Below are 18,363 nucleotides of genomic sequence, written 5' to 3' on the forward strand. Positions count from 1 at the left end.
CGGCCGGCGTTCCACCGACCGGACACTCACCCGCAGTTCCTTCGCTGCCGACGCGGCCGGTCGGGCCACGACTCCAGCCCCTCCCGCACCACACACTTCCGCTCATGTTGTGCACCTTCTTGATGGTGGTCATTGGACGGCCTAACTTCATGGTGTCCTTCCCCCGCTCAAGGGAGAGCGCGATGCCCCCGGCTCCCACCGCGTCAGAACGCACCCTTCAACTCCGCCGAGTCGCCCTCTCCGGCATGCTCGGCACCGCCGTGGAGTTCTACGACTTCCTCGTCTACGGCACCGTCGCCGCGCTCGTCTTCGGCGAACTGTTCTTCCCCGGCGCCGACCCCGCAGTGGGCACGATCGCCGCGTTCGGCACCTTCGCCGCCGGCTATGTGGCCCGCCCGATAGGCGGCATCGTCTTCGGCCACTTCGGCGACCGCCTCGGCCGCAAGAACATGCTGCTGCTCACCATGGGCCTGATGGGCGGTGCCAGCTTCCTCATCGGCATGCTGCCCACGTACGACACCGCCGGTGTCTGGGCCCCGGTCCTGCTGATCACCCTGCGCGTGGTGCAGGGCATCGCCATCGGCGGTGAGTGGGGCGGCGCGACCCTGATGGTCGTGGAGCACGCGGGCGAGCGCCGCCGCGGCCTGTGGTCGAGCTTCACCCAGATGGGAGCCCCGCTCGGCTCCCTGATCTCCGCCTCCGTGGTCGCCCTGGTCTCCACCCTCCCCAAGGACCAGTTCGCGGCCTGGGGCTGGCGCGTGCCGTTCCTGCTGAGCGTGCTGCTGCTCGGCGTCGGCCTGTTCGTCCGCCTCAAGGTGGTCGAGAGCCCGCTGTTCGCCGAGGTGAAGAAGGACCGCGCCGAGTCGAGGCTCCCCATCCTCGACGTCCTGCGCCGCCCGAAGCCCGTGCTGCTGGCCTGCGGTGTCGGCATCGGCGCCTTCACCGCCCAGTCCCTGCTGACCAGTTACCTGATCGCGTACGCCACCGGCATCGGCTATCCCCGCCCACAGGTCCTCACCGCGCTCACCGTCTCGGCCGCGGTCGCCCTGGTGGTCCTGCCCTGCGCGTCCGCGCTCTCCGACCGGATCGGCCGCCGCCCGGTCGTCCTCACCGGCGCGATCCTGTCCGCGGCCACCGCCTTCCCCGTCCTCGCGCTGGTCGACTCCAGGTCGTCGGGAGCCCTGATCCTGGCCGTCGTCATCGGCCACGGCATCTCCCAGTCGCTGATGTACGGCCCGCTGGGCGCCCTGTTCAGCGAGATGTTCGGCACCAAGGTCCGCTACACCGGCGCCTCCCTCGGCTACCAGGGCGCCACCCTCGTCGGCGCCGGCTTCTCCCCGTTGATCGCCGGCAGCCTGGTCGCGAGCAGCGGCAACGGCACCCCCGTCGCCCTCCTGCTGTGCGGCGGCTCGCTGATCACCGCGCTGACGGTGTGGTTCGTCCGCGAGACAAGCCGTACCTCGCTCGGCGACGAACCCACCCCGAAACTCCCCACCACCCCCCACACGGAGGAGATCACCGCATGAGGCACGGCACCCGCATCGCCTGCGCGACGGCGCTTCTGCTCACCCTGACCGCCGCACCCGCGGCGACGGCCACCACCGACACCACCACCCACGTGGACGGCCAACTGCCCTCCGGCGCCACGTACATGATGGACGTCCCCACCAACTGGAACGGCACCGTCCTCCTGTTCAGCCACGGCTACAACGCGGGCCCCGCCAACCCCGCCCAGGACGCCCCGGACGCGGCCACCAAGCCCCTTCTCCTCCAGCAGGGTTACGCCCTCATCGGCTCCTCGTACGCCAGCACCGGCTGGGCGGTCACCGACGCGGTCCCCGATCAGCTGGCCACCCTGAAGGCCTTCACCACCCGCTTCGGCCAGGCCTCCCGCACCATCGCGTGGGGACGGTCGTACGGCGGCCTGGTCACCACCGCGATCGCCGAGCGAGCCCCGGACGAGATCGACGGCTCGCTCTCCATGTGCGGCCTGGTCCATGGTGGCGTGGCCAACTGGAACAACACCCTCGACCCGGCGTTCGCCCTCAAGACGCTCCTGGGCTCCGACGTCCCGCTGGTGAACCTTCCCAGCCAGGAGGCGGCCACCGACGCGGCCAACACCCTCGCCGCCACGGTCGACTCCGCCCAGTCCACGGCCGAGGGTCGGGCCCGTATCGCGCTCGCCGCCGCCCTGCACAACATCCCGGTCTGGAACGCGCCCACCCAGACCCGCCCCGCCGCCACCGACTGGGACGCCCAACAGGCCAACCAGTACGACGCCGTCAAGGGCCTGCTGAAGATCGCCGCTTTCAACCGGCGCCAGGAGGCCGAGACCCGCGCGGGCGGCAACATGTCCTGGAACACCGGCATCGACTACGCCCGACTCCTCGGGAAGTCCTCCGTCCGCAAGGAGGTCACCGAGCTCTACAAGAAGGCTGGCCTCTCCCTGACCAAGGACCTCGCCGCCCTCAACCGCGCCCCGCGCATCAAGGCGGACCCGAACGCCGTCGCCTGGATGAGCACCACCAGCAGCTTCACCGGCCGCCTGGCCAAGCCCCAGCTCTCCATCCACACCATCGGCGACCCCCTGGTCCCCGTCCAGACGGAAAGCGCCCTACGCCGAGCGGTCACCGCGGCCGGTTCCGGCCCCCTCCTGCGCCAGGCCTACGTCGACAACGCCGGCCACTGCACCTTCAGCACCGCCGAACAACTCGCCGCCCTCCACACCCTGGAGGACCGCCTGACCACCGGCCACTGGCAGGGCACCGACCCGGCGTCCCTCAACGCCCGCGCCACCGCGGCCGACCCCACCACCCCCACCCGATACATCACGTACCGCCCCACCCCCTACCTCCGCCCCTACGACCTTGCCCACCCCGCCGACCGCCGGTGACCTCGTACGACCGCCTGCCGCACGGCCGGCGGGCGGTCGTACCCTTGCCCCCCTGGAGGACGACGACATCCTGGACACCGCGGAGGGACCGCAGCCGCGCCCGCAGTCGCTCATGCTCACGTTCTTCGGCAACCACGTCCTGGAGGAGGGGGACCTGGGCGTCTACTCGGGCAGCATCATCGACGTCCTGGGCCGCGTGGGCGTGGGCGAACAGGCCGTGCGCTCCACCCTCACCCGCATGGTCAACCGCGGCCTGCTCCAGCGTCAGCGCGAGGGCCGCAAGATGTTCTTCGGCCTGACCCCGCAGGCCGGCCGCGTCCTGATCGACGGCCGCGCCCGCATCTGGAAGCAGGGCGCCGTCAACGACGACTGGGACGGCTCCTGGACCCTGCTCGGCTTCTCCCTGCCCGACTCCTGGAAACGCCAGCGCCACGACCTGCGCTCACGCCTCACCTGGTCCGGATTCGGCGCCCTGTACAGCGGCCTGTGGATCGCCCCCGGCCACGTCGACGTCTCCTCGGTGGTCACCGACCTCGGTCTCACTGCCCACGTCAAGATCTTCCACGCCCAGGCCGCCGAGGTGACCGACATCGAGCAGATGATCCGCGACACCTGGGACCTGGAATCCATCGCCGCCCGCTATGTCGCCTTCGACAAGCGCTGGAGCGCCTACCTGGTCAACGGCAACGACGACGACCCGATCGGCACCCGCCTCCGCCTGGTGAGCGACTGGCTTCGCACCATCCGCACGGACCCGAGACTCCCGGCCCGCCACCTTCCCCCCGCCTGGCCGGCCCGCCCCGCCCAGGAAACCTTCCACCGCGTCGCGCAACAGACCCACCCGGCGCTGAAGGCAGCCCGAGCGACTCTGGAGACGACACATCTCCGCAGCCGGCTGACGCCGTGACCGCGAACGTGCACGGCGTCGGGCGGCCATGCCGTTCAGCCGACCTCGTTGCGGACGGCGGTGTCGAGGCTGGTGGCGGTCAGGCGGAAGGTTCCTGAGCGTTGGCGATCGGTGAGCCAGGACGCCCGGGTCGGCTCAGCCCGTCACCGTGAACCAGGTCCCCCGCGACTTCTTCCACTCCGGGTGCGTCAGGTCCTTGGCCTCCGTGCCGTCGCCGTACAGGTCGGCGGAGCCGTTGTCGGTGAGGAGTTGGGCCCGGGCGCCGGGGGTGGTGAGGTCGGGGACGTCGATGACGGCCTCCCAGCCGCCGGGGTCGGAGGTCGGGAGGTCGCGGGCCTTGGCCGGGGCGTGGGCGGGGTTGCCGTCCCAGGAGTAGAGCGCGTACGGGTCGGTGTTGTCGTCGGCGGCCCAGGAACCGGCGACGATCAGGTACTGGTTCGCGGCGTTCTTGCGCACGTCGCGGATCGCGAGGCCGCCGAGGTCCAGTTCGATCGGGGTGCCGAAGACGGCCGTCGCGCCGCTGCCCACCACCTTGTCGATGTTCGTCACCGGCACCAGCAGCGCCTTGCCGCCGGATACGGCCGGGGCGAGCGGTGCGCGGAAGCCGACGTACGCCGTCGTCGTCGAGCCCGGCGCGAACTCCAGCCCCTCCACGTTGAAACCGTCGATCTCCTTGGGGGCCTTGCCGTCCGCGGTGCCTGCCGCGAAGCCGCAGCGGTCGCCGTGCGCCTCGTCCCAGGCGACCAGGTCGTCGCGGAGCTTCTTGTACGAGCCGCCGTACGACAGGGCGGTGGTCGCTCCGGACCCCGACACCCTCGTGGTGAAGAGGGTGTTGCGGGCCGGCTTGTACTCGCCGTCCTTGTTGTTGCCCAGGGAGCCCGTCCAGTAGATGGTGTCGCCCGCGCGGGCCGCGCCCTCGATGTCGATCTCCTTGCTGACACCGATCCGCGAGCTGAAGTCCCAGGTCTTGAGGGGCGCACCGGACGACGAACGGTCGTACAGGCGCAGGACGTTGGACTCGTCGTCCGCCACGACGACGTAGCCGCCGCCCACGTCGACGGCCGCCGAGGCGTCGCTCGACCCGGTGAAGTACCGGCTGTCCACGCCCTGTTGGACGCCGGCGGAAGCGGCGTAGTGCAGCGTCTTGGTGGCGGCCTGCCCGTCGACTCCCGTGACCTTGACGGTGAGGTCGGTGTAGCCCCGGCCGCGTGCGGCGACGGCCAGGCGACGGGTGGCGCCCGTGCCGGTGACCGTGACGTCGCCGGTGGTCGCCACGGACGTCTTGGTGCTGGCGGTCACCGTGACGGCGAGCGCCCCGGCGTCGGCCCCGCTCTGTCCGACCGTCACGTTCACCGTCGGGTCCCCGGTCGCCGCCACCGCGCCCGACAGGTAGCCCGCCGACAGGGCGATGCTCGGGGTGCCGTAACTCGCCGCCTGTGCCTGGCTTCCCATGCTCACGACCGCGAGCGTAAGCGCCCCGCTCGCCATGGCAACCGCCCTGCGCCCACGGGGGAAAACATAGTCCTGCACTGGGAGCCTTCCGTCGTCACGATGTCGACGTGAAGGCTGGGCCGCCCCCACCAACTGCGGGTGGCCCCCGTACGCATGGAGAGTGAACAGCTTCGGACGCGATGGCCGGAAGTGCCGCCGCTGTACAGGGAGTTCAGGAAGTCCGGTGACGAGTCGGCGACGTCACGCATTCGCGCTGGGCTGGACGGCTACACCAGGACGGGAAGCGATACGAGCCCGCGGACAAGACGCGTATGGCGCCACTCCAACCGGTCGGCTGGTCCAGCGAGCCGGATTCCGGGAAACCGGCTCAGTACCGCGCGCAGGGCGATCTCCGCCTCGGCCTTGGCCAGGGGAGCGCCGACGCAGCGGTGGATGCCGTGGCCGAAGCCGAGGTGGGCGGTGGCGTCCCGGTCCAGGTCGAGCAGGTCCGGTGACGCGAAGCGGGCCGGGTCGCGGTTGGCGGCTCCGAGGGCGATCAGTACCGGGGCGCCGGCCGGGATGTCGGTACCGCCGAGCGTGACGGCTTCGGTGGTGAACCGGAAGGTGGTGGTACTGACGGGGGAGTCGAATCGAAGCAACTCGTCGAGCACGGCCGGGACGTCGTCCGGATTCTTCCGGAGGCGATCCAGCTCGGCGGGGCGCTGGAGCAGCGCGAGGGTGGCGTTGCCGAGGAAGTTGGTGGTGGTCTCGTGCCCGGCCACGAGCAGCAGCACCGCCAGGGAGACCAGTTCCTCTTCGCTGAGACGGTCGTCTCCGTCGCGAGCCGAGATGAGTCCGTCGAGGAGTGAGTCGCCGGGGTTGAGGCGTTTGGCGGCGATGAGGGTCGTCATGTAGTCGGCCAGGCAATGCGAGGCCGCGTCGATGGCGTCGGGCCTGCCTGCCGCGAACAGTTCCCCGGACCAGCGCCGGACGTCGGGCCGGTCTCCCGCAGGCACTCCGAGCAGTTCGCAGATCACGATGACCGGCAGCGGCACCGCCAGGCCGGCCACGAAGTCGAACCGTTCGCCGACGGGCCACTGATCCAGCAACTCGTCGGTGACGCGGGCGATGAACGGACGCAGCTGCGCGACGGCTCCGTTCGTGAACGCCTTGGTCACCAGCTTCCGCAGCCGGGTGTGCCGGGGCGGATCGGTGGCCAGCATGGTGTGTGCCACCGCCGGGTGCAGCCGACGCCGTGACTCCTTGCCCGCGAAGAACGCGGCCGTGTCCTTCGAGAGCCGATCGTCGCCGAGGGCTTCCCGGGCTTCCGCGTAGCCGGTGACCACGTAGCTGAGGTGACCACCGGACCCGGTGGGCAGGGGCTGCACGGGGCAACTGGACCGCATGGCCGCGTAGGTGGGGTAGGGGTCCTGGAGGAAGCGGGGGTCTTGGCTCGGGTCGGTCATGCTTTCAGGCTGCAGCCCGCTCCGGTTGGCAGTCATCCGACACGCCCAACACAGGGCCCGCGGGCGTCGGTTGGTCGGTTGCCAGGAGGAGCGGGAGCCGCTTCGTGTCCGCGCGGAGGTCCTTGCGGGAGACGGCCTTCGCCGACGGCAGGACGATCTCAGGTGACGGGGAACCCACGAACTCGTTGCAGCATTCGCGGTGGCTCCAGGGCACAAAGATAGGCAGTGGCGGCCTGGCGCCGATGTCTACGAGGCCCTGCTGGAGGGTCTGATCGGCACGGCCGGTCTCAGGACCAGGCGATCTCGCCATGGCGGGAGACGAAGCGTCCGGTGCCGGCGCCGGGCTCCTCGGTGGCAAGGGCGACGATCGCGTCCGTGCCCTCGGTGACGGTTTGGGGGCCGCTGTGACCGTTGAGGTCGGTCGCGGTGTAGCCGGGGTCGGCGGCGTTGACGCGGATGCCCTTGAGGCCCTTGGCGTACTGCGTGGTCAACATCGTCAGGGCCGCCTTCGAGGAGGTGTACAGCGGGGCGATCACGCGCGACTCGGGTCGGCCGGGGTCGTGGGTGAGGGCGAGGGAGCCCATGCCGCTGCTGACGTTGACGATCACAGGGTCGTCCGAGCGGCGCAGCAGCGGCAGGAACGCGGTGGTGGTGCGGACGACGCCGATGACGTTGACGTCGAGGACGGTGCGGGCGTCGGCGGCGGTGAGGTCGCTGGGATCGCCGACGGGGCCGTGCACGCCGGCGTTGTTGATCAGGACGTCGATCCTGCCCTCGTGTTCGGCGACGTTCGCCGCCGCTGCGGCCACGGACGCGTCGTCGGTCACGTCGATGGGGACGTAGCGTGCGCCGAGCGCGGCGGCGGCCTCCTCGCCCTGCTCGCGGTCGCGGGCTCCCACGAGGACGGTGTGCCCACTCTCGATCAGGCGGCGGGCGGTCTCGCGGCCGAGACCCTTGTTGGCTCCGGTGATGAAGGTGATCGTCATGCGTTCGATCCTGGCCCCGACGACGGAGGCGGGCCAGGGACGCTTCGACGGTAGGAAGACCAGTACCACCCTCGCGCCTGCACACACGATCGGGGATGCCGGAGGATGGGGATCATGTCGACGACACCCGGAAGCGGACTGGGCGCGATGATCCGCACGTGGCGGGACAGGCTGCCCCCATCGGCCGCCGGGCTGCCGGCGGCCCGCGGGCGCCGGGCGGCCGGGCTGCGGCGCGAAGAACTGGCTGACCTGGCCGGGGTATCGGTCGACTACGTCGTGCGCCTGGAACAGGGGCGGGCCACGACACCCTCCGCGTCGGTGGTGGCGTCCCTGGCGCGCGCCCTGCAGCTGTCCGCCGCCGAGCGGGACCACCTGTACCGGCTGGCCCAGCTCGTACCGCCGGTGGACGGCACGATCTCTGACCATCTTCCGCCCGGCGTGCAGCGGGTGCTGGCCCGCCTCGGGGACGTGGCGGTTGCCGTGTTCGCGGCGGACTGGCAACTGGTGTGGTGGAACCGTGGGTGGGCCGCCCTGCTGGGCGACCCCTCCGCCTCGCCGCCGCGCCTGCGCAACTTCGCCCGCGACAGGTTCCCGGTGAACGCCGGCCCGGCCCACCTCGCGCTGTGGCCGGTGACCGAGGCGGACCGCGACGCCACCGACGCCGCCGTCGTTTCCGACCTGCGCCGAGCCACCGGGCGCTTCCCCCAGGACCGCCGCCTGGCCTCGCTGATCCGCGACCTGAACGCGGGCAACAAGAGGTTCGCTCAGCTGTGGACGACCGGACAGGTGGCCGCGCACCGTGAGGACCACAAGACGATCGACCACCCGTTGGTGGGCCCGGTCACGGTCGACTGCGACGTCCTGACCGACGGAGACTCCGAGCTCAAGATCGTCATCATGACCGCCGTACCCGGCAGCGAGGACGAAACCAAGCTCCGGCTCACCGCCGTCGCCGGCCCGCCGGCCACTACAGGCAACTGATCCGGCTTGCGTGTTGATCGACCGGCCGCAAGGAAGTTGGCGTGGTCCCAGCCGGAGCCCTCCAGCGCGTTCCAGGCCGTCCGGTTGTTGCTCCACAGGGTGTCGTAGGGGACCAGGGCCGGACGGTCCCAGCTCCCGTTGCCCCACGCCTCCGCCCGCTCTCCCGCCTTGGCGAAGCGGAAGGAGTGTGTTCCGAAGGGGCCGCGCGGGAGGCTTCCGTCCTTGTGGTAGACGGCCTTGAAGCGCTTGCCCTCCCGCTCCACGTCGTTGAACCGCTTGGTGGTGTAGTTGCCGTGGGCGGAGACGGACACGTAGCTGGGCCACTGGTCATTGCCGTGGTACCAGACCACGGTGGCCTCGAAGTCGTGCCGGTGCCCGAACTTGTCGACGGCGCCGGCGACGGCCTGGTCCTTCTCGAAGTACAGGGTGTAGACGATGCCGCACCAGCCGGAGCCCTTGTCGCACTTGGACCGCGAGTAGGTGTTGGCCTGGCCGAGGTGGTTGCTCTTGCATCCGCCGCCGAGCGACCCGCTGTTGTGGAGGCCGCCGTTGAGTCTGCCGCTCGCGTCGACGGCGGCCGCGGGGTAGCAGCCGTCCGCGTCGTAGTCGAAGAGCGGCTGGAACATCTCCTGCTTCGCGGCGCCGTCGCCCATGTAGCCGAAGGGCTTCAACAGGGCGGCGTTGGCGCTGCCGGTCACGCCGACGGTCAGCGCGGCGACGCCGACTGCCTGGGCAGCAGCCAGCGACCTGCGGGATCCGCTGATCACGTGGGCAGTCACCCCAGCACACATCACGCAGACCGACGCGCAGACGGTGAGTGGCGTCTCCCGTCCACCATCAACCGGCTTCTGCTCACCGACTGACGGGACGCGAACTCCAGCCTCCCGGCCCGCTCGTTCCGGGAGGCCGCATATGTCGGCCGGGAGCTCCGTCCTGAAGGCGACGTCGCTCTGCGCCGGGTAACGGACGGTCAGGCAGCTGCACCAAGCTCACACGACAACTGCCTGGTCAACCCTTCACTGTCGGTGGTGGCTGCAAGGCTGGTCAGATGAATGGAGACGAGCAGTTGCTGCGCGGTCGGGTCTACGCCCACGACCATGACGACCCCGACCCCGGGCCGCGCCCGGGGCAGACCTACGCCGCGCTCATAGGCGGGCCGCTGGACGGACTGTTGCTGGACATCACAGGATGGCGGCCGGAGGAAGTCGACGACGGCGCCGCCCTGCCCACCGAGCTGTCGCGATGGCCCGGCGGACGCGCCCTGTACGACCCGGACCCCAATGAACCCCGCACATCCGGCCCGGGTGTGATGTGCCGCTTCTACTACTCCGGCGACACGCCCTGACCGCAGCCCCGACCACGACCCTGACCGCGTGTCGGGGCCCCCGACCAGGGCTGGTCGGCGCGCTGGTGAAGTGACCTCTCCGACGCAGGTGTGGCCGGCAGCGCCGGTCCGCTGTGGGCGCGGCAGACGATGGTCTTGCCGTCGACCAGGTGGTTGACCGGGCAGATCACCGGCAGGGCATGCTGGTGAAGCCTGGCGGCCGCGGCGATGCGGGTGTCATGTGGGCGGGTCGATGTTCGCGTCGAGTTGCTGCCAGCAACGGTGAACGTGGTGTTCAGCCTCGCGCACGGCGCGCGCGGCGGGCTCCGGAGGTGCCGCTGCGGGTGGTGCGGGCTGCTCGGCGCGGGGTGTGGGGCGCTGTCGTGGCGGGTGGCCGCTGCGGGCAGGGTGCCGTCGGTCGCCGCTGTGGAGGAGTGCGGCCCGGGCGAAAAGGATCATGGTGATGAGGGCTGCGGCTGTGAGTGTGGTGGCCGCATGCTGATCCGACATGGTTGGCAGGGTCCTTCGTGCTGGTACGGGCAGCGAGGTCACAGGACCGGTATCCGCGCGGTGCGGTCCTGACACCTCCTTGTGCGCGTCAGCCGGGCCACGTTCCGGTCAGGCGCCGGGTGGCGGTGGCGCCCCCGTGGCCGACGGCGGACCCTGGCGAAGATCGCGCCCTGCAGGACCGGTGCCAACCGCCTCGCGCCAGGTGCGGTGCAGCTTGCTGAGGGGGACAGCCTCGTCCTCGACAACTACCGGTGCCAGCACGGCCGGGACGCACACAGTGGCGAGCGCGCCGTCCGCATTCTGGCCCCGCGCACGGCCGACGGTCGATGCGTGGCACACGTCACGGAAACGTGCGGGAACCCACTCCGCACTGCCCCCGACTCCTGTAACTGGTACGGCTCGAAGGAGACCACGGGAACGCCCGCGCTCCGGGCCGTCCGACGCGCGTCAGGAGGCCGGTCATGGAAGAACCCCACAAGCCCGCCCCAGATGCGGGCATGGCGCTGCGCAGATTCGTGCCGCCGCCCGCTCTCTGTGGCCTTTTGCTGTTGCTCGCCCTGGTCTTCACGGCGTCGAACGCCATAGGCGGCGCCGCCGGACCGGTCGCACGGGTGTCCGCTTGAATCAGGGCAAGAACGAGCACAGGCACCAGCGGCGCGTTCTCATCGTCGCCTACGACGACGCGCAGATCCTCGACATCGCCTGCCCCGCCGGCGCCTTGGACATCGCGAACCGGTACGGTGCACAGCCGCCCTACGCCATCGAACTGGGCACCCTCGGCCGCCGGGCTGCCCGCAGCTCGGCGGGGATCCTGCTGGCGGCCGGGCAGAGCCTGGAGGCGGTCGTAGGACGGCTGGACACGCTCATGGTCGTCGGCGGCATCGGCTGCGAGGACGCGGCGGCCGACGAGCGGTTACTGGGCCAGGTACGTCGGCTGGCCGCACACAGCCGACGTGTGACCTCCGTCTGCACCGGCGCCTACCTACTGGCCGCCGCAGGACTGCTCAACCACAGACGGGTGACAACCCACTGGGGATGGGCAGACCGTCTCGCCGATCGTCACCCCACCGTGGCCGTGGACGCCGCACCCCTCTACATCCGCGACGGCAACATCTACACCTCGGCCGGGGTCACCAGCGCCCTCGACCTGACACTGGCCCTGATCGAGGACGACCACGGTCCGACACTCGCCCGGACCGTCGCCCGCGAACTCGTCACTCACCTGCACCGACCCGCCGACCAGGCCCAGATCTCCATGTTCCTGGCCGCACCACCGCCGGAAGACCGCCTGGTGAAAGACCTGATGGGCCATATCGTCGGCCACCTGGCCGAAGACCTCAGCCCCGCGACCCTGGCAGCCCGGGCGGGCATCAGCCCCCGGCACCTGACCCGCCTGTTCACCGCGCACCTCGGTACCACTCCCGCGCGGGCCGTACGCGCGGCACGAACCGAAGCGGCGGCGCACCTCGTTCGCTCCAGCGCACTGTCCATGGCAGCGATCGCCCGTCGCTGCGGGTTCGGGTCGGCGGAGACGCTGCGGCAGGCGTTGCTCGACCACTACGGGGTCACGGGGGACAGGCTTCGCAGGATGCCGGACATGCCACCCCCACGTGTCGCACCGAGCCAGAAGAATCCTGGCCCATGAGCCATTCGACGACACGCAGAAACGTCCTGCGCGGGACCGTGGCCACCGCCGCGCTCGCGGCCACGGCTACCGCTGTCCAGACCGAAGTGGCGTACGCGGCCCCACCCCGCGGCGGCACGGGCCCGAACATCGGCATCCTGCTGTACGACGGCTACAGCCTGCTGGACCCCACCGGCCCAGCCGAGGTCCTGTCCCGGCTGCCGGACGCTACCGTGACCATGATCGCCGAGAAACGCGGGACCGTCCGCACGGACACGGGAGACGTGGCCGTGGTCGCCGAGCACTCCATCGCCGAGGTCGACCGTCTCGACGTTCTCCTGGTGCCAGGCGCGGGCAACCGCGGCACCATCGGGGCGATGAACAACCAGGCGCTCCTGCGCTGGATCCGCGAGATGCACCGCCACACCCAGTGGACGACCTCCGTGTGCACGGGCAGCATCGTGCTCGCAGCGGCCGGACTGCTGGACGGCCGGGAGGCGACGACCTACTGGGCCTCTGCCAACTACCTCCAGTCCACGTTCGACGTCACCTACCTGCCGCAGCGCTACGTACGCTCCGGAAAGATCATTACCGCAGCCGGGGTGTCGGCGGGAGTGGACATGGCTCTGTACCTCGCGTCCGTGATCACAGACGACGACACAGCGAAGGCCATCCAACTCGCCGTCGAATACGACCCCCAACCCCCCTTCGACTCCGGCAACGCAGCAGAGGCCAGTCCCCAACTCAAGGAACGGGCGCTGCAGTTGCTCGCCGCGTCTCAGGTCTAGGGGGAGGGGAGGGGAGGGGAGGGGATCCTTGCTGGATGTGGGCCATTCGCGTGCGCGGTAGCGGCAGCGTCGCATGCCGTACCCGAGCCCAGGGTTCCAGACAGGCCGGCGGCGACCGGGGGACAGCGGAGCGATACTCCGACGTGCCTCTGCGCCCCGTCGCCTGGACGAGCAAGTCCGTTGTCTGGTCTGATACTTGAGCCTCTCGTGCGGCGTCCCGTGATCACGGAAGAACAGCGACGGAAGGAACCGCGCGTATGTCGTCCGGGTTTGGCTTTCGCCCATGGGCTCTCGGCATCAGATTCGTGTTGGAACTGATGGCCCTGGTCTGCTTCGGGCTCTGGGCATGGGCCACTGTGCCTCCTCCCCTTCGGTATGTCTGCGTGGTTGCCGTTCCCCTGCTCGTGGCTGTGCTGTGGGGGGCCTTGGCAACCCCGGACGATGCGTCACGGTCGGGGAAGACGGTGATTGCGACACCTGGTCCGGCGCGGTTCCTGCTGGAGCTGGCGGTGTTCTTCGGTGGTGCGGCGGCGTTGTACGCGGCGGGATCCCACGTCCTCGCCGTCACGCTCGCCGGCGTGCTGATCGTGTATCACCTGTTGTCGTGGGACCGGGTCCTGTGGCTGCTCAGGCATTGATTCCGCCCCGGCCGTCTCGGGCCGGCGGTGTCCGACGCACTCATCTTGTTTCGCCGTTCTTGACATGCCTGTGGGCTCCGGATGTCTCCGGAGCCCACAGGCATGCTGCTGATTGCGCGGTTACCAGCGATACCAGCGGCCCTTGCGGCCGCCCGTGTCCGCGGAGCGCATGACAAAGCCCAGCAACCAGACGGCCAGCACGATGACCGCGATCCACCACAGTGCCTTCAGCGCGAAGCCCGCACCGAAGAGAAGCAGAGCCAGGAGAAGAACGACAAGCAGGGGAACCATAGTTATCAACCTCCGTCGCTCCTCGTGCCCGGCGAACGCGAGAACACACGGTCGATTTCCCTGGTTTCTCCACTGCTCATGCGGGCACTGAACTCAGTTTCTCCACGGCGTCCGCCTCACCCAGGGATCGGGCTGATCGCAGAGTGACTGTCGGCACGGAGGGAGATGACACGATCGACGAGCCCTCGGGTACTGGGTCTGCTGCGGCCCACTCGATCGGCGCAGCCTGGCCGCCGGAAGGTGGTGGCAGCGTGGACGTCCCGCCAAGGGCACTGTTGTCGAATTCAGCGGTGTTCGCCACGTGACCTTGTAGCGGCCGGGACGATGGCCGCAATGGCGTGGGGGCGTGAGCGTGAGCTGATCGAGGTACCGGATGGGGTCGCTCGAATCCAGCGTGATTGCGGGTAGACGGGGCACGCGGTCCAGCAGAAGCGCAGAAAAGCGAACGCGTTCCAGCGAACCCGGGAGTCTTTGATGGTCATCGCCGTTGTCATCGCCGCATGTGTCCTCCTGGCCGTGCTGGCCTTCCTCCTGCCGCGTCTTTCCCGGCATCCGCAGAACGGTGCCCAGCGTGGTCTCGGGGCTGGCTCGCGAGCCGGATCCAAGGCGCCCGGGGGCCTGGGGCGGCTGCTGAGCAAACCCTTCAGCTCCAGCTCCCGCGCGGTCGGTCGCAGCGGCTCCGCCGGCCGACGGGCGCGAGGCCGACTCCCGTTCTGAGAGGGGTGCCGTCCTTGGCGGCGGTACCGGGTCAGAGGCGGGGAGGGCCCCTGTCTCGTACGGGCATCGTCCGCGTCGGCGTATCAGAATGATCAGGAGATTGGTGATGTCGGAGCACGACGACGAGGCCCGGCCGGACGAGGACGACGGGGCCTCGGTCGAGGCGGACCTGCTCGACGGCCTCCGTGTGGACGAAAGCCGGCCGGAGAAACCGATCCTCCTGGACGCGGACGGAAGCGCGGTGGACACGTGGCTGGAGAACTACCCGTACGACCGGAAGGTGAAGCGGTCCGAGTACGAGAGGACCAAGCGCGTTCTGCAGGTCGAGCTGCTGAAGATGCAGCGCTGGGTGAAGGAGACCGGTCAGCGGGTGGTCGTGCTCTGTGAGGGCCGTGACGCGGCCGGTAAAGGCGGCACGATCCAGCGGTTCACCGAGCGGCTCAACCCCCGAGGCGCCCGCGTCGTGGCGCTGGAGAAGCCGACCGAGCGGGAAGCGGGTCAGTGGTACTTCCAGCGCTATGTGGCACACCTGCCGTCCCGCGGTGAGATCGTCTTCTTCGACCGCTCCTGGTACAACCGGGCCGGCGTCGAGCGGGTGATGGACTTTTGCACCGAGGCGGAGTACCGCACCTTCCTGGAGCAGGCTCCGTTGTTCGAGAACATGCTGACCAGGGACGGCATCCTGTTGGTGAAGTTCTGGTTCTCGGTGTCCCAGGCCGAGCAGCGGACCCGTTTCGCGATCCGCACGGTCGACCCCGTACGCCGCTGGAAGCTCTCCCCCACGGATCTCGCCTCGCTCGACCTGTGGGACGAGTACACCGCGGCCAAGGTCGACATGTTCCGGGCGACAGACACCGCAAACGCCCCGTGGACCGTGGTGAAGAACAATGACAAACGCCGCGGCAGGCTCGAAGCGATGCGCAGCCTCCTCGACCGTTGCGACTATCCCACCAAGGATCACGCAGCCGTGGGCAAGCCCGACCCACTGATCGTGGGCGCCGCCAACACGTTGCTGGAGGCCGGTGAGGAACCCACCGACCTCTCCCCGACCCCCCTGACCGGGTCCGGCAACGGCCCCGGCAACCACCCGGCCAGGGCGGACGACGAGCAGCGCTGATCCATGGCGTTGGGCTTCGCTAGTGGTGATGCCGTGCCGAGGTCGCCGTGTGGGTGCTGGTCCCCGAAGTGCTCCGCAGCCTGCGGGTCAGCGCCGGGACGTACGCCATCGGCGCAGAGCGCCTGCTACAGGGGTGGGCGTGCTGTCGGCATGGCTTGGTGCAGCAAGGAGGCTTTTGAACCCGATGCCTGGGTCTGGCACCAGGTCGGTCCGGCCCCGGGCCCTCCCCAAAGGAGTGCACGTGCCGACTGTTGGATGGTCCGTGGGACAGGGTGCGGCGGTGAAGCGGTGGATATCACCGTGAGACGGCCCAGAGCCAGGAGGGCTGGCCCAGTTGGTCGCTCTGCCCTACCGGTTCGCCGGCAACTACCGCCTGTACGAGGTCCGCTGCGATGACGTGCAGGGAGGCCCGGCGAACATGTACCCCTGCTCAGCGGCGTGGCGGCGGACTTGGGCCGCGAGATGTCCCGCAACCTCAGCTCTGCCGACCGCCGATCGGAGAGTTACGGCGGTCTTCGCCCAGCCGTTCCGGCGCGAGCGCGCGCGTCACTCGTAGAGGTTCGAGGTGACGGTCAGGAAGACGAGGAGGTTCGGCACGGTCTCGACCTTGGCGAGCGCCCAGGCTTTGGGCTGTCCGTGCCGGCGTACGGCCACGAAGCCCCCGCCGACATCGATCGTCGCGACGGCCGACCAGGGCAGGGCCCCTTCGCGTTCGGTGGAGATACCGGCGGCGTCCACGCTGAACGGGCCATGGCTCACCTTGTGACCCTCATGGACCGCCTCCCACACCTTCTGGGCCTGGGCGCGGGTGATGGCCTCGGAGATCAGGGGCAGCCAGGTCCCGAAGTCGGCGAAACGGGACGAGATCTGCGCTCTGGTGCCGTTGGGCGCTACCAGGGTGGAGGTGTGCGTGGTGTTGAGAGGGGTCTTCGTGTGCTTGTAGATGATCACTTCCTGGACGGTTTCCTGGTAGTGGACCGCTTGGTCCCAGCGAACCGCGAACAACTTCCCGGCGCCCTTGTCCACGATCAGCCCCCTCTCGAAGAGGTGCAGGCGTTGACTGCCGAGCTTCTTGCGGAAGTTGGGGCTGTTGATCAGGGCACCTGTGCTCAGCGCGGAGAAGAACAGGGGGTACCACCCCACCCACCAGCTGAAGTGGACCCACAACAGGATGCCCCCGGTCGCCAGCGAGGCGATGCCGGCCAGGGAAGCGGCGAGGAACAGACGCCGGTACTTCTCCTGCACGTTGACCTCCTTCCTCGGCAGGAAGGTGTGATCGAGTCGGCCGAAGCCTCTACGGGAAGCCAGTTGGGCGACTTCAGGGGACGGGGAACCCGGCACGCTCATACGGGGGCCTCGGTTTCGTTTCGGAGCGACATTCGTCAAGGCCGCTTCAGCTGGTCACGTGGTCACGTGGTCACGTGTCACGTGGTCAATGAGTCGAGCGAGCAGATGAGCGCGGGGGACCATCTGGGAGATCTCGACGTACTCGGTGTCCGCGTGCGCGCCACCGCCCACGGCGCCCAGGCCGTCCAGCGTCGGACAGCCCGCCGCCGCGGTGAAGTTGCCGTCCGAGGCGCCGCCGACGGCGATCCCCCGCAGCGGTTCCTGGCCCAGGTCCGCGGCGATCCGGGAGGCGAGGGTGAACAGTTCGGCGGAGGACTCCGGTTGCATCGGCGGCCTTCTCCTGCCGCCCAGTACCTCGAGTCGGGCTCCGGGCAGCCGGGCGACGAGCCCCCGCATGAGCGTGTCTATCCGGTCCTGCGCCGCCAGGGTCGGCACGCGCACATCGACCGACACCTTCGCCAGCCCGGGCACTGTGTTGAGAGTGGTGCCGGCCGTCAACAGGGTGGGCGTGATGGTCGGCGCCCCCAGGGCGGGGCAGGGGGCTTCGGCGGCGCCCATTGAGCCTGCGAGGTCGGCGACGGCCAGGACCTGGTGAGCGGCCTCGACAGCGGCGTTGACCCCCTTGTGCGGTTCCAAGCCCGCGTGTGCGGCACGGCCGTGCACGACGACCTCGTACCGCGAAGTGCCCTTGCGGGCGGTCTTGAGCGCGCCGCCCTCGTCCGCGGATGCCTCCAGTACGAAGGTGGCCGCGCACCCCCGCACGGATTCCTTGATCAGCTGTCAGCCGGCTTCCTCGTCCCCGTTGACCACCACGCACACCCCCTCCGGGGAGGGCAGGGAGGCCAGCGCGTGGAACATCTGCACCAGGCCCGCCTTCATGTCCAAGACGCCGGGGCCGCGGGCGATCCCGTGGGCCACCGACCAGGGGTGGTTCTGCAGCGAGCCCATGGACCACACCGTGTCGTGGTGTCCCACCAGTAGGACCCGCGGAGTGCCGAAGCTCCACCGCAGATGGGTCACACCGTCGATCACGATCACCTCCGGCCCGGCCCCCAACAGCCTGGCCCCCAGGGCGCCGACCACCTCGGCGCTGCGCGCGACAGCCGCGTGATCCGCCGAGAAGGACTCGCACAGTACGAGGTCCTCCAGATCGGCCAGCATCGCCGGCAACGCGAGCGCGGCCCCGCGGGTCATCGGTCCCGCCCCATCTCAACTCCCTTTCGCGCCAACACACTTCTCCCTCGGATCTCGTGGGCCATTGGGGAGCGGCGGCGCTCGTCCCCCTCAAAGCACCGCCGCGTGAACGACGTTAGGGCGAGGCATGGCATTCCACCAGCGACTGG

The 18,363-nt window shown here is 69.8% G+C and carries 17 protein-coding genes and 2 pseudogenes; 11 read left to right on the plus strand and 8 right to left on the minus strand.

All coding sequences use genetic code 11. The features are described from left to right. Positions 1-182: 182 nt before the first annotated feature. Genes OG381_RS45365 through OG381_RS45375 form a run of 3 tightly spaced genes read left to right on the plus strand, consistent with a single transcriptional unit; the run spans position 183 to position 3,800 of the window. On the plus strand, positions 183-1,526 hold the full coding sequence (locus tag OG381_RS45365) for an MFS transporter (RefSeq protein ID WP_327721841.1): 1,344 nt from the start codon (positions 183-185) through the stop codon (positions 1,524-1,526). Further along, positions 1,523-2,893, plus strand: a complete 1,371-nt coding sequence (locus tag OG381_RS45370) for an alpha/beta hydrolase family protein (protein ID WP_327721842.1) — start codon at positions 1,523-1,525, stop codon at positions 2,891-2,893. The genes OG381_RS45365 and OG381_RS45370 overlap by 4 nt, the downstream gene beginning before the upstream one ends. A 52-nt stretch (positions 2,894-2,945) precedes the next feature. Beyond that, complete coding sequence (locus OG381_RS45375; protein WP_327722728.1) at positions 2,946-3,800, plus strand: PaaX family transcriptional regulator; 855 nt, start codon at positions 2,946-2,948, stop codon at positions 3,798-3,800. A gap of 135 nt (positions 3,801-3,935) precedes the next feature. Here the strand turns inward: OG381_RS45375 and OG381_RS45380 are convergent, their stop codons facing one another. From OG381_RS45380 to OG381_RS45390, 3 genes are all read right to left on the minus strand, one after another. Next, positions 3,936-5,252 (minus strand): hypothetical protein, encoded by a 1,317-nt coding sequence (locus OG381_RS45380; protein WP_327722729.1) that lies wholly within the window; start codon positions 5,250-5,252, stop codon positions 3,936-3,938. 266 nt (positions 5,253-5,518) lie between these two features. Next, positions 5,519-6,697, minus strand: a complete 1,179-nt coding sequence (locus OG381_RS45385; protein ID WP_327721843.1) for a cytochrome P450 family protein — start codon at positions 6,695-6,697, stop codon at positions 5,519-5,521. Positions 6,698-6,984: 287 nt separating this feature from the next. Next, positions 6,985-7,683: an SDR family NAD(P)-dependent oxidoreductase gene (locus OG381_RS45390; protein WP_327721844.1), complete on the minus strand. Its 699-nt coding sequence runs from the start codon at positions 7,681-7,683 to the stop codon at positions 6,985-6,987. A gap of 114 nt (positions 7,684-7,797) precedes the next feature. Here OG381_RS45390 and OG381_RS45395 point away from each other — a divergent pair, with 114 nt between their 5' ends. Then, the gene (locus tag OG381_RS45395) at positions 7,798-8,664 is read left to right on the plus strand and encodes a helix-turn-helix transcriptional regulator (RefSeq protein WP_327721845.1); all 867 of its coding nucleotides are present in this window, start codon (positions 7,798-7,800) and stop codon (positions 8,662-8,664) included. A 77-nt stretch (positions 8,665-8,741) separates the two neighbouring features. On the opposite strand, the pseudogene OG381_RS45400 reads toward OG381_RS45395, so the two are convergent. Continuing rightward, positions 8,742-9,455 (minus strand): annotated as a pseudogene (locus OG381_RS45400) (NPP1 family protein); the annotation flags it as partial. Positions 9,456-9,712: 257 nt separating this feature from the next. On the opposite strand from OG381_RS45400, the gene OG381_RS45405 reads away from it, so the two are divergent. Beyond that, positions 9,713-10,009 carry a hypothetical protein gene (locus OG381_RS45405; protein ID WP_327721846.1) on the plus strand — a complete coding sequence of 99 codons (297 nt, stop codon included), beginning with the start codon at positions 9,713-9,715 and terminating at the stop codon, positions 10,007-10,009. 216 nt (positions 10,010-10,225) lie between these two features. Here the strand turns inward: OG381_RS45405 and OG381_RS45410 are convergent, their stop codons facing one another. Next, the gene (locus tag OG381_RS45410) at positions 10,226-10,498 is read right to left on the minus strand and encodes a hypothetical protein (protein ID WP_327721847.1); all 273 of its coding nucleotides are present in this window, start codon (positions 10,496-10,498) and stop codon (positions 10,226-10,228) included. Between the two features lie 461 nt (positions 10,499-10,959). On the opposite strand from OG381_RS45410, the gene OG381_RS45415 reads away from it, so the two are divergent. From OG381_RS45415 to OG381_RS45430, 4 genes are all read left to right on the plus strand, one after another. After that, positions 10,960-11,121, plus strand: a complete 162-nt coding sequence (locus tag OG381_RS45415) for a hypothetical protein (protein WP_327721848.1) — start codon at positions 10,960-10,962, stop codon at positions 11,119-11,121. Beyond that, positions 11,118-12,143 (plus strand): GlxA family transcriptional regulator, encoded by a 1,026-nt coding sequence (locus tag OG381_RS45420; RefSeq protein ID WP_327721849.1) that lies wholly within the window; start codon positions 11,118-11,120, stop codon positions 12,141-12,143. Before OG381_RS45415 ends, OG381_RS45420 begins: the two co-directional genes overlap by 4 nt. Further along, positions 12,140-12,910 (plus strand): DJ-1/PfpI family protein, encoded by a 771-nt coding sequence (locus OG381_RS45425; protein WP_327721850.1) that lies wholly within the window; start codon positions 12,140-12,142, stop codon positions 12,908-12,910. Before OG381_RS45420 ends, OG381_RS45425 begins: the two co-directional genes overlap by 4 nt. Before the next feature lie 257 nt (positions 12,911-13,167). Next, complete coding sequence (locus OG381_RS45430; protein ID WP_327721851.1) at positions 13,168-13,548, plus strand: YrdB family protein; 381 nt, start codon at positions 13,168-13,170, stop codon at positions 13,546-13,548. A 120-nt stretch (positions 13,549-13,668) separates the two neighbouring features. Here the strand turns inward: OG381_RS45430 and OG381_RS45435 are convergent, their stop codons facing one another. Next, on the minus strand, positions 13,669-13,839 hold the full coding sequence (locus tag OG381_RS45435) for a hydrophobic protein (RefSeq protein ID WP_327721852.1): 171 nt from the start codon (positions 13,837-13,839) through the stop codon (positions 13,669-13,671). Positions 13,840-14,313: 474 nt separating this feature from the next. Between OG381_RS45435 and OG381_RS45440 the strand changes: the two genes are divergently transcribed. Together OG381_RS45440 and ppk2 are read left to right on the plus strand one after the other, a co-directional pair. Next, entirely contained in the window at positions 14,314-14,556 is a 243-nt protein-coding gene (locus OG381_RS45440; RefSeq protein WP_327721853.1) for a DUF6411 family protein, read from the plus strand. A 106-nt stretch (positions 14,557-14,662) separates the two neighbouring features. Then, the gene (gene ppk2, locus OG381_RS45445) at positions 14,663-15,673 is read left to right on the plus strand and encodes a polyphosphate kinase 2 (protein ID WP_327721854.1); all 1,011 of its coding nucleotides are present in this window, start codon (positions 14,663-14,665) and stop codon (positions 15,671-15,673) included. Between the two features lie 546 nt (positions 15,674-16,219). On the opposite strand, the gene OG381_RS45450 is transcribed toward ppk2, so the two are convergent. Beyond that, positions 16,220-16,918 carry a DUF6585 family protein gene (locus OG381_RS45450; protein ID WP_327721855.1) on the minus strand — a complete coding sequence of 233 codons (699 nt, stop codon included), beginning with the start codon at positions 16,916-16,918 and terminating at the stop codon, positions 16,220-16,222. Between the two features lie 156 nt (positions 16,919-17,074). Further along, positions 17,075-18,181, minus strand: a pseudogene (locus tag OG381_RS45455) (M20/M25/M40 family metallo-hydrolase). Between the last annotated feature and the right edge of the window lie 182 nt (positions 18,182-18,363).

It is taken from the genome of Streptomyces sp. NBC_00490 (assembly GCF_036013645.1).
GTDB classification, from domain to species: domain Bacteria; phylum Actinomycetota; class Actinomycetes; order Streptomycetales; family Streptomycetaceae; genus Streptomyces; species Streptomyces canus_F.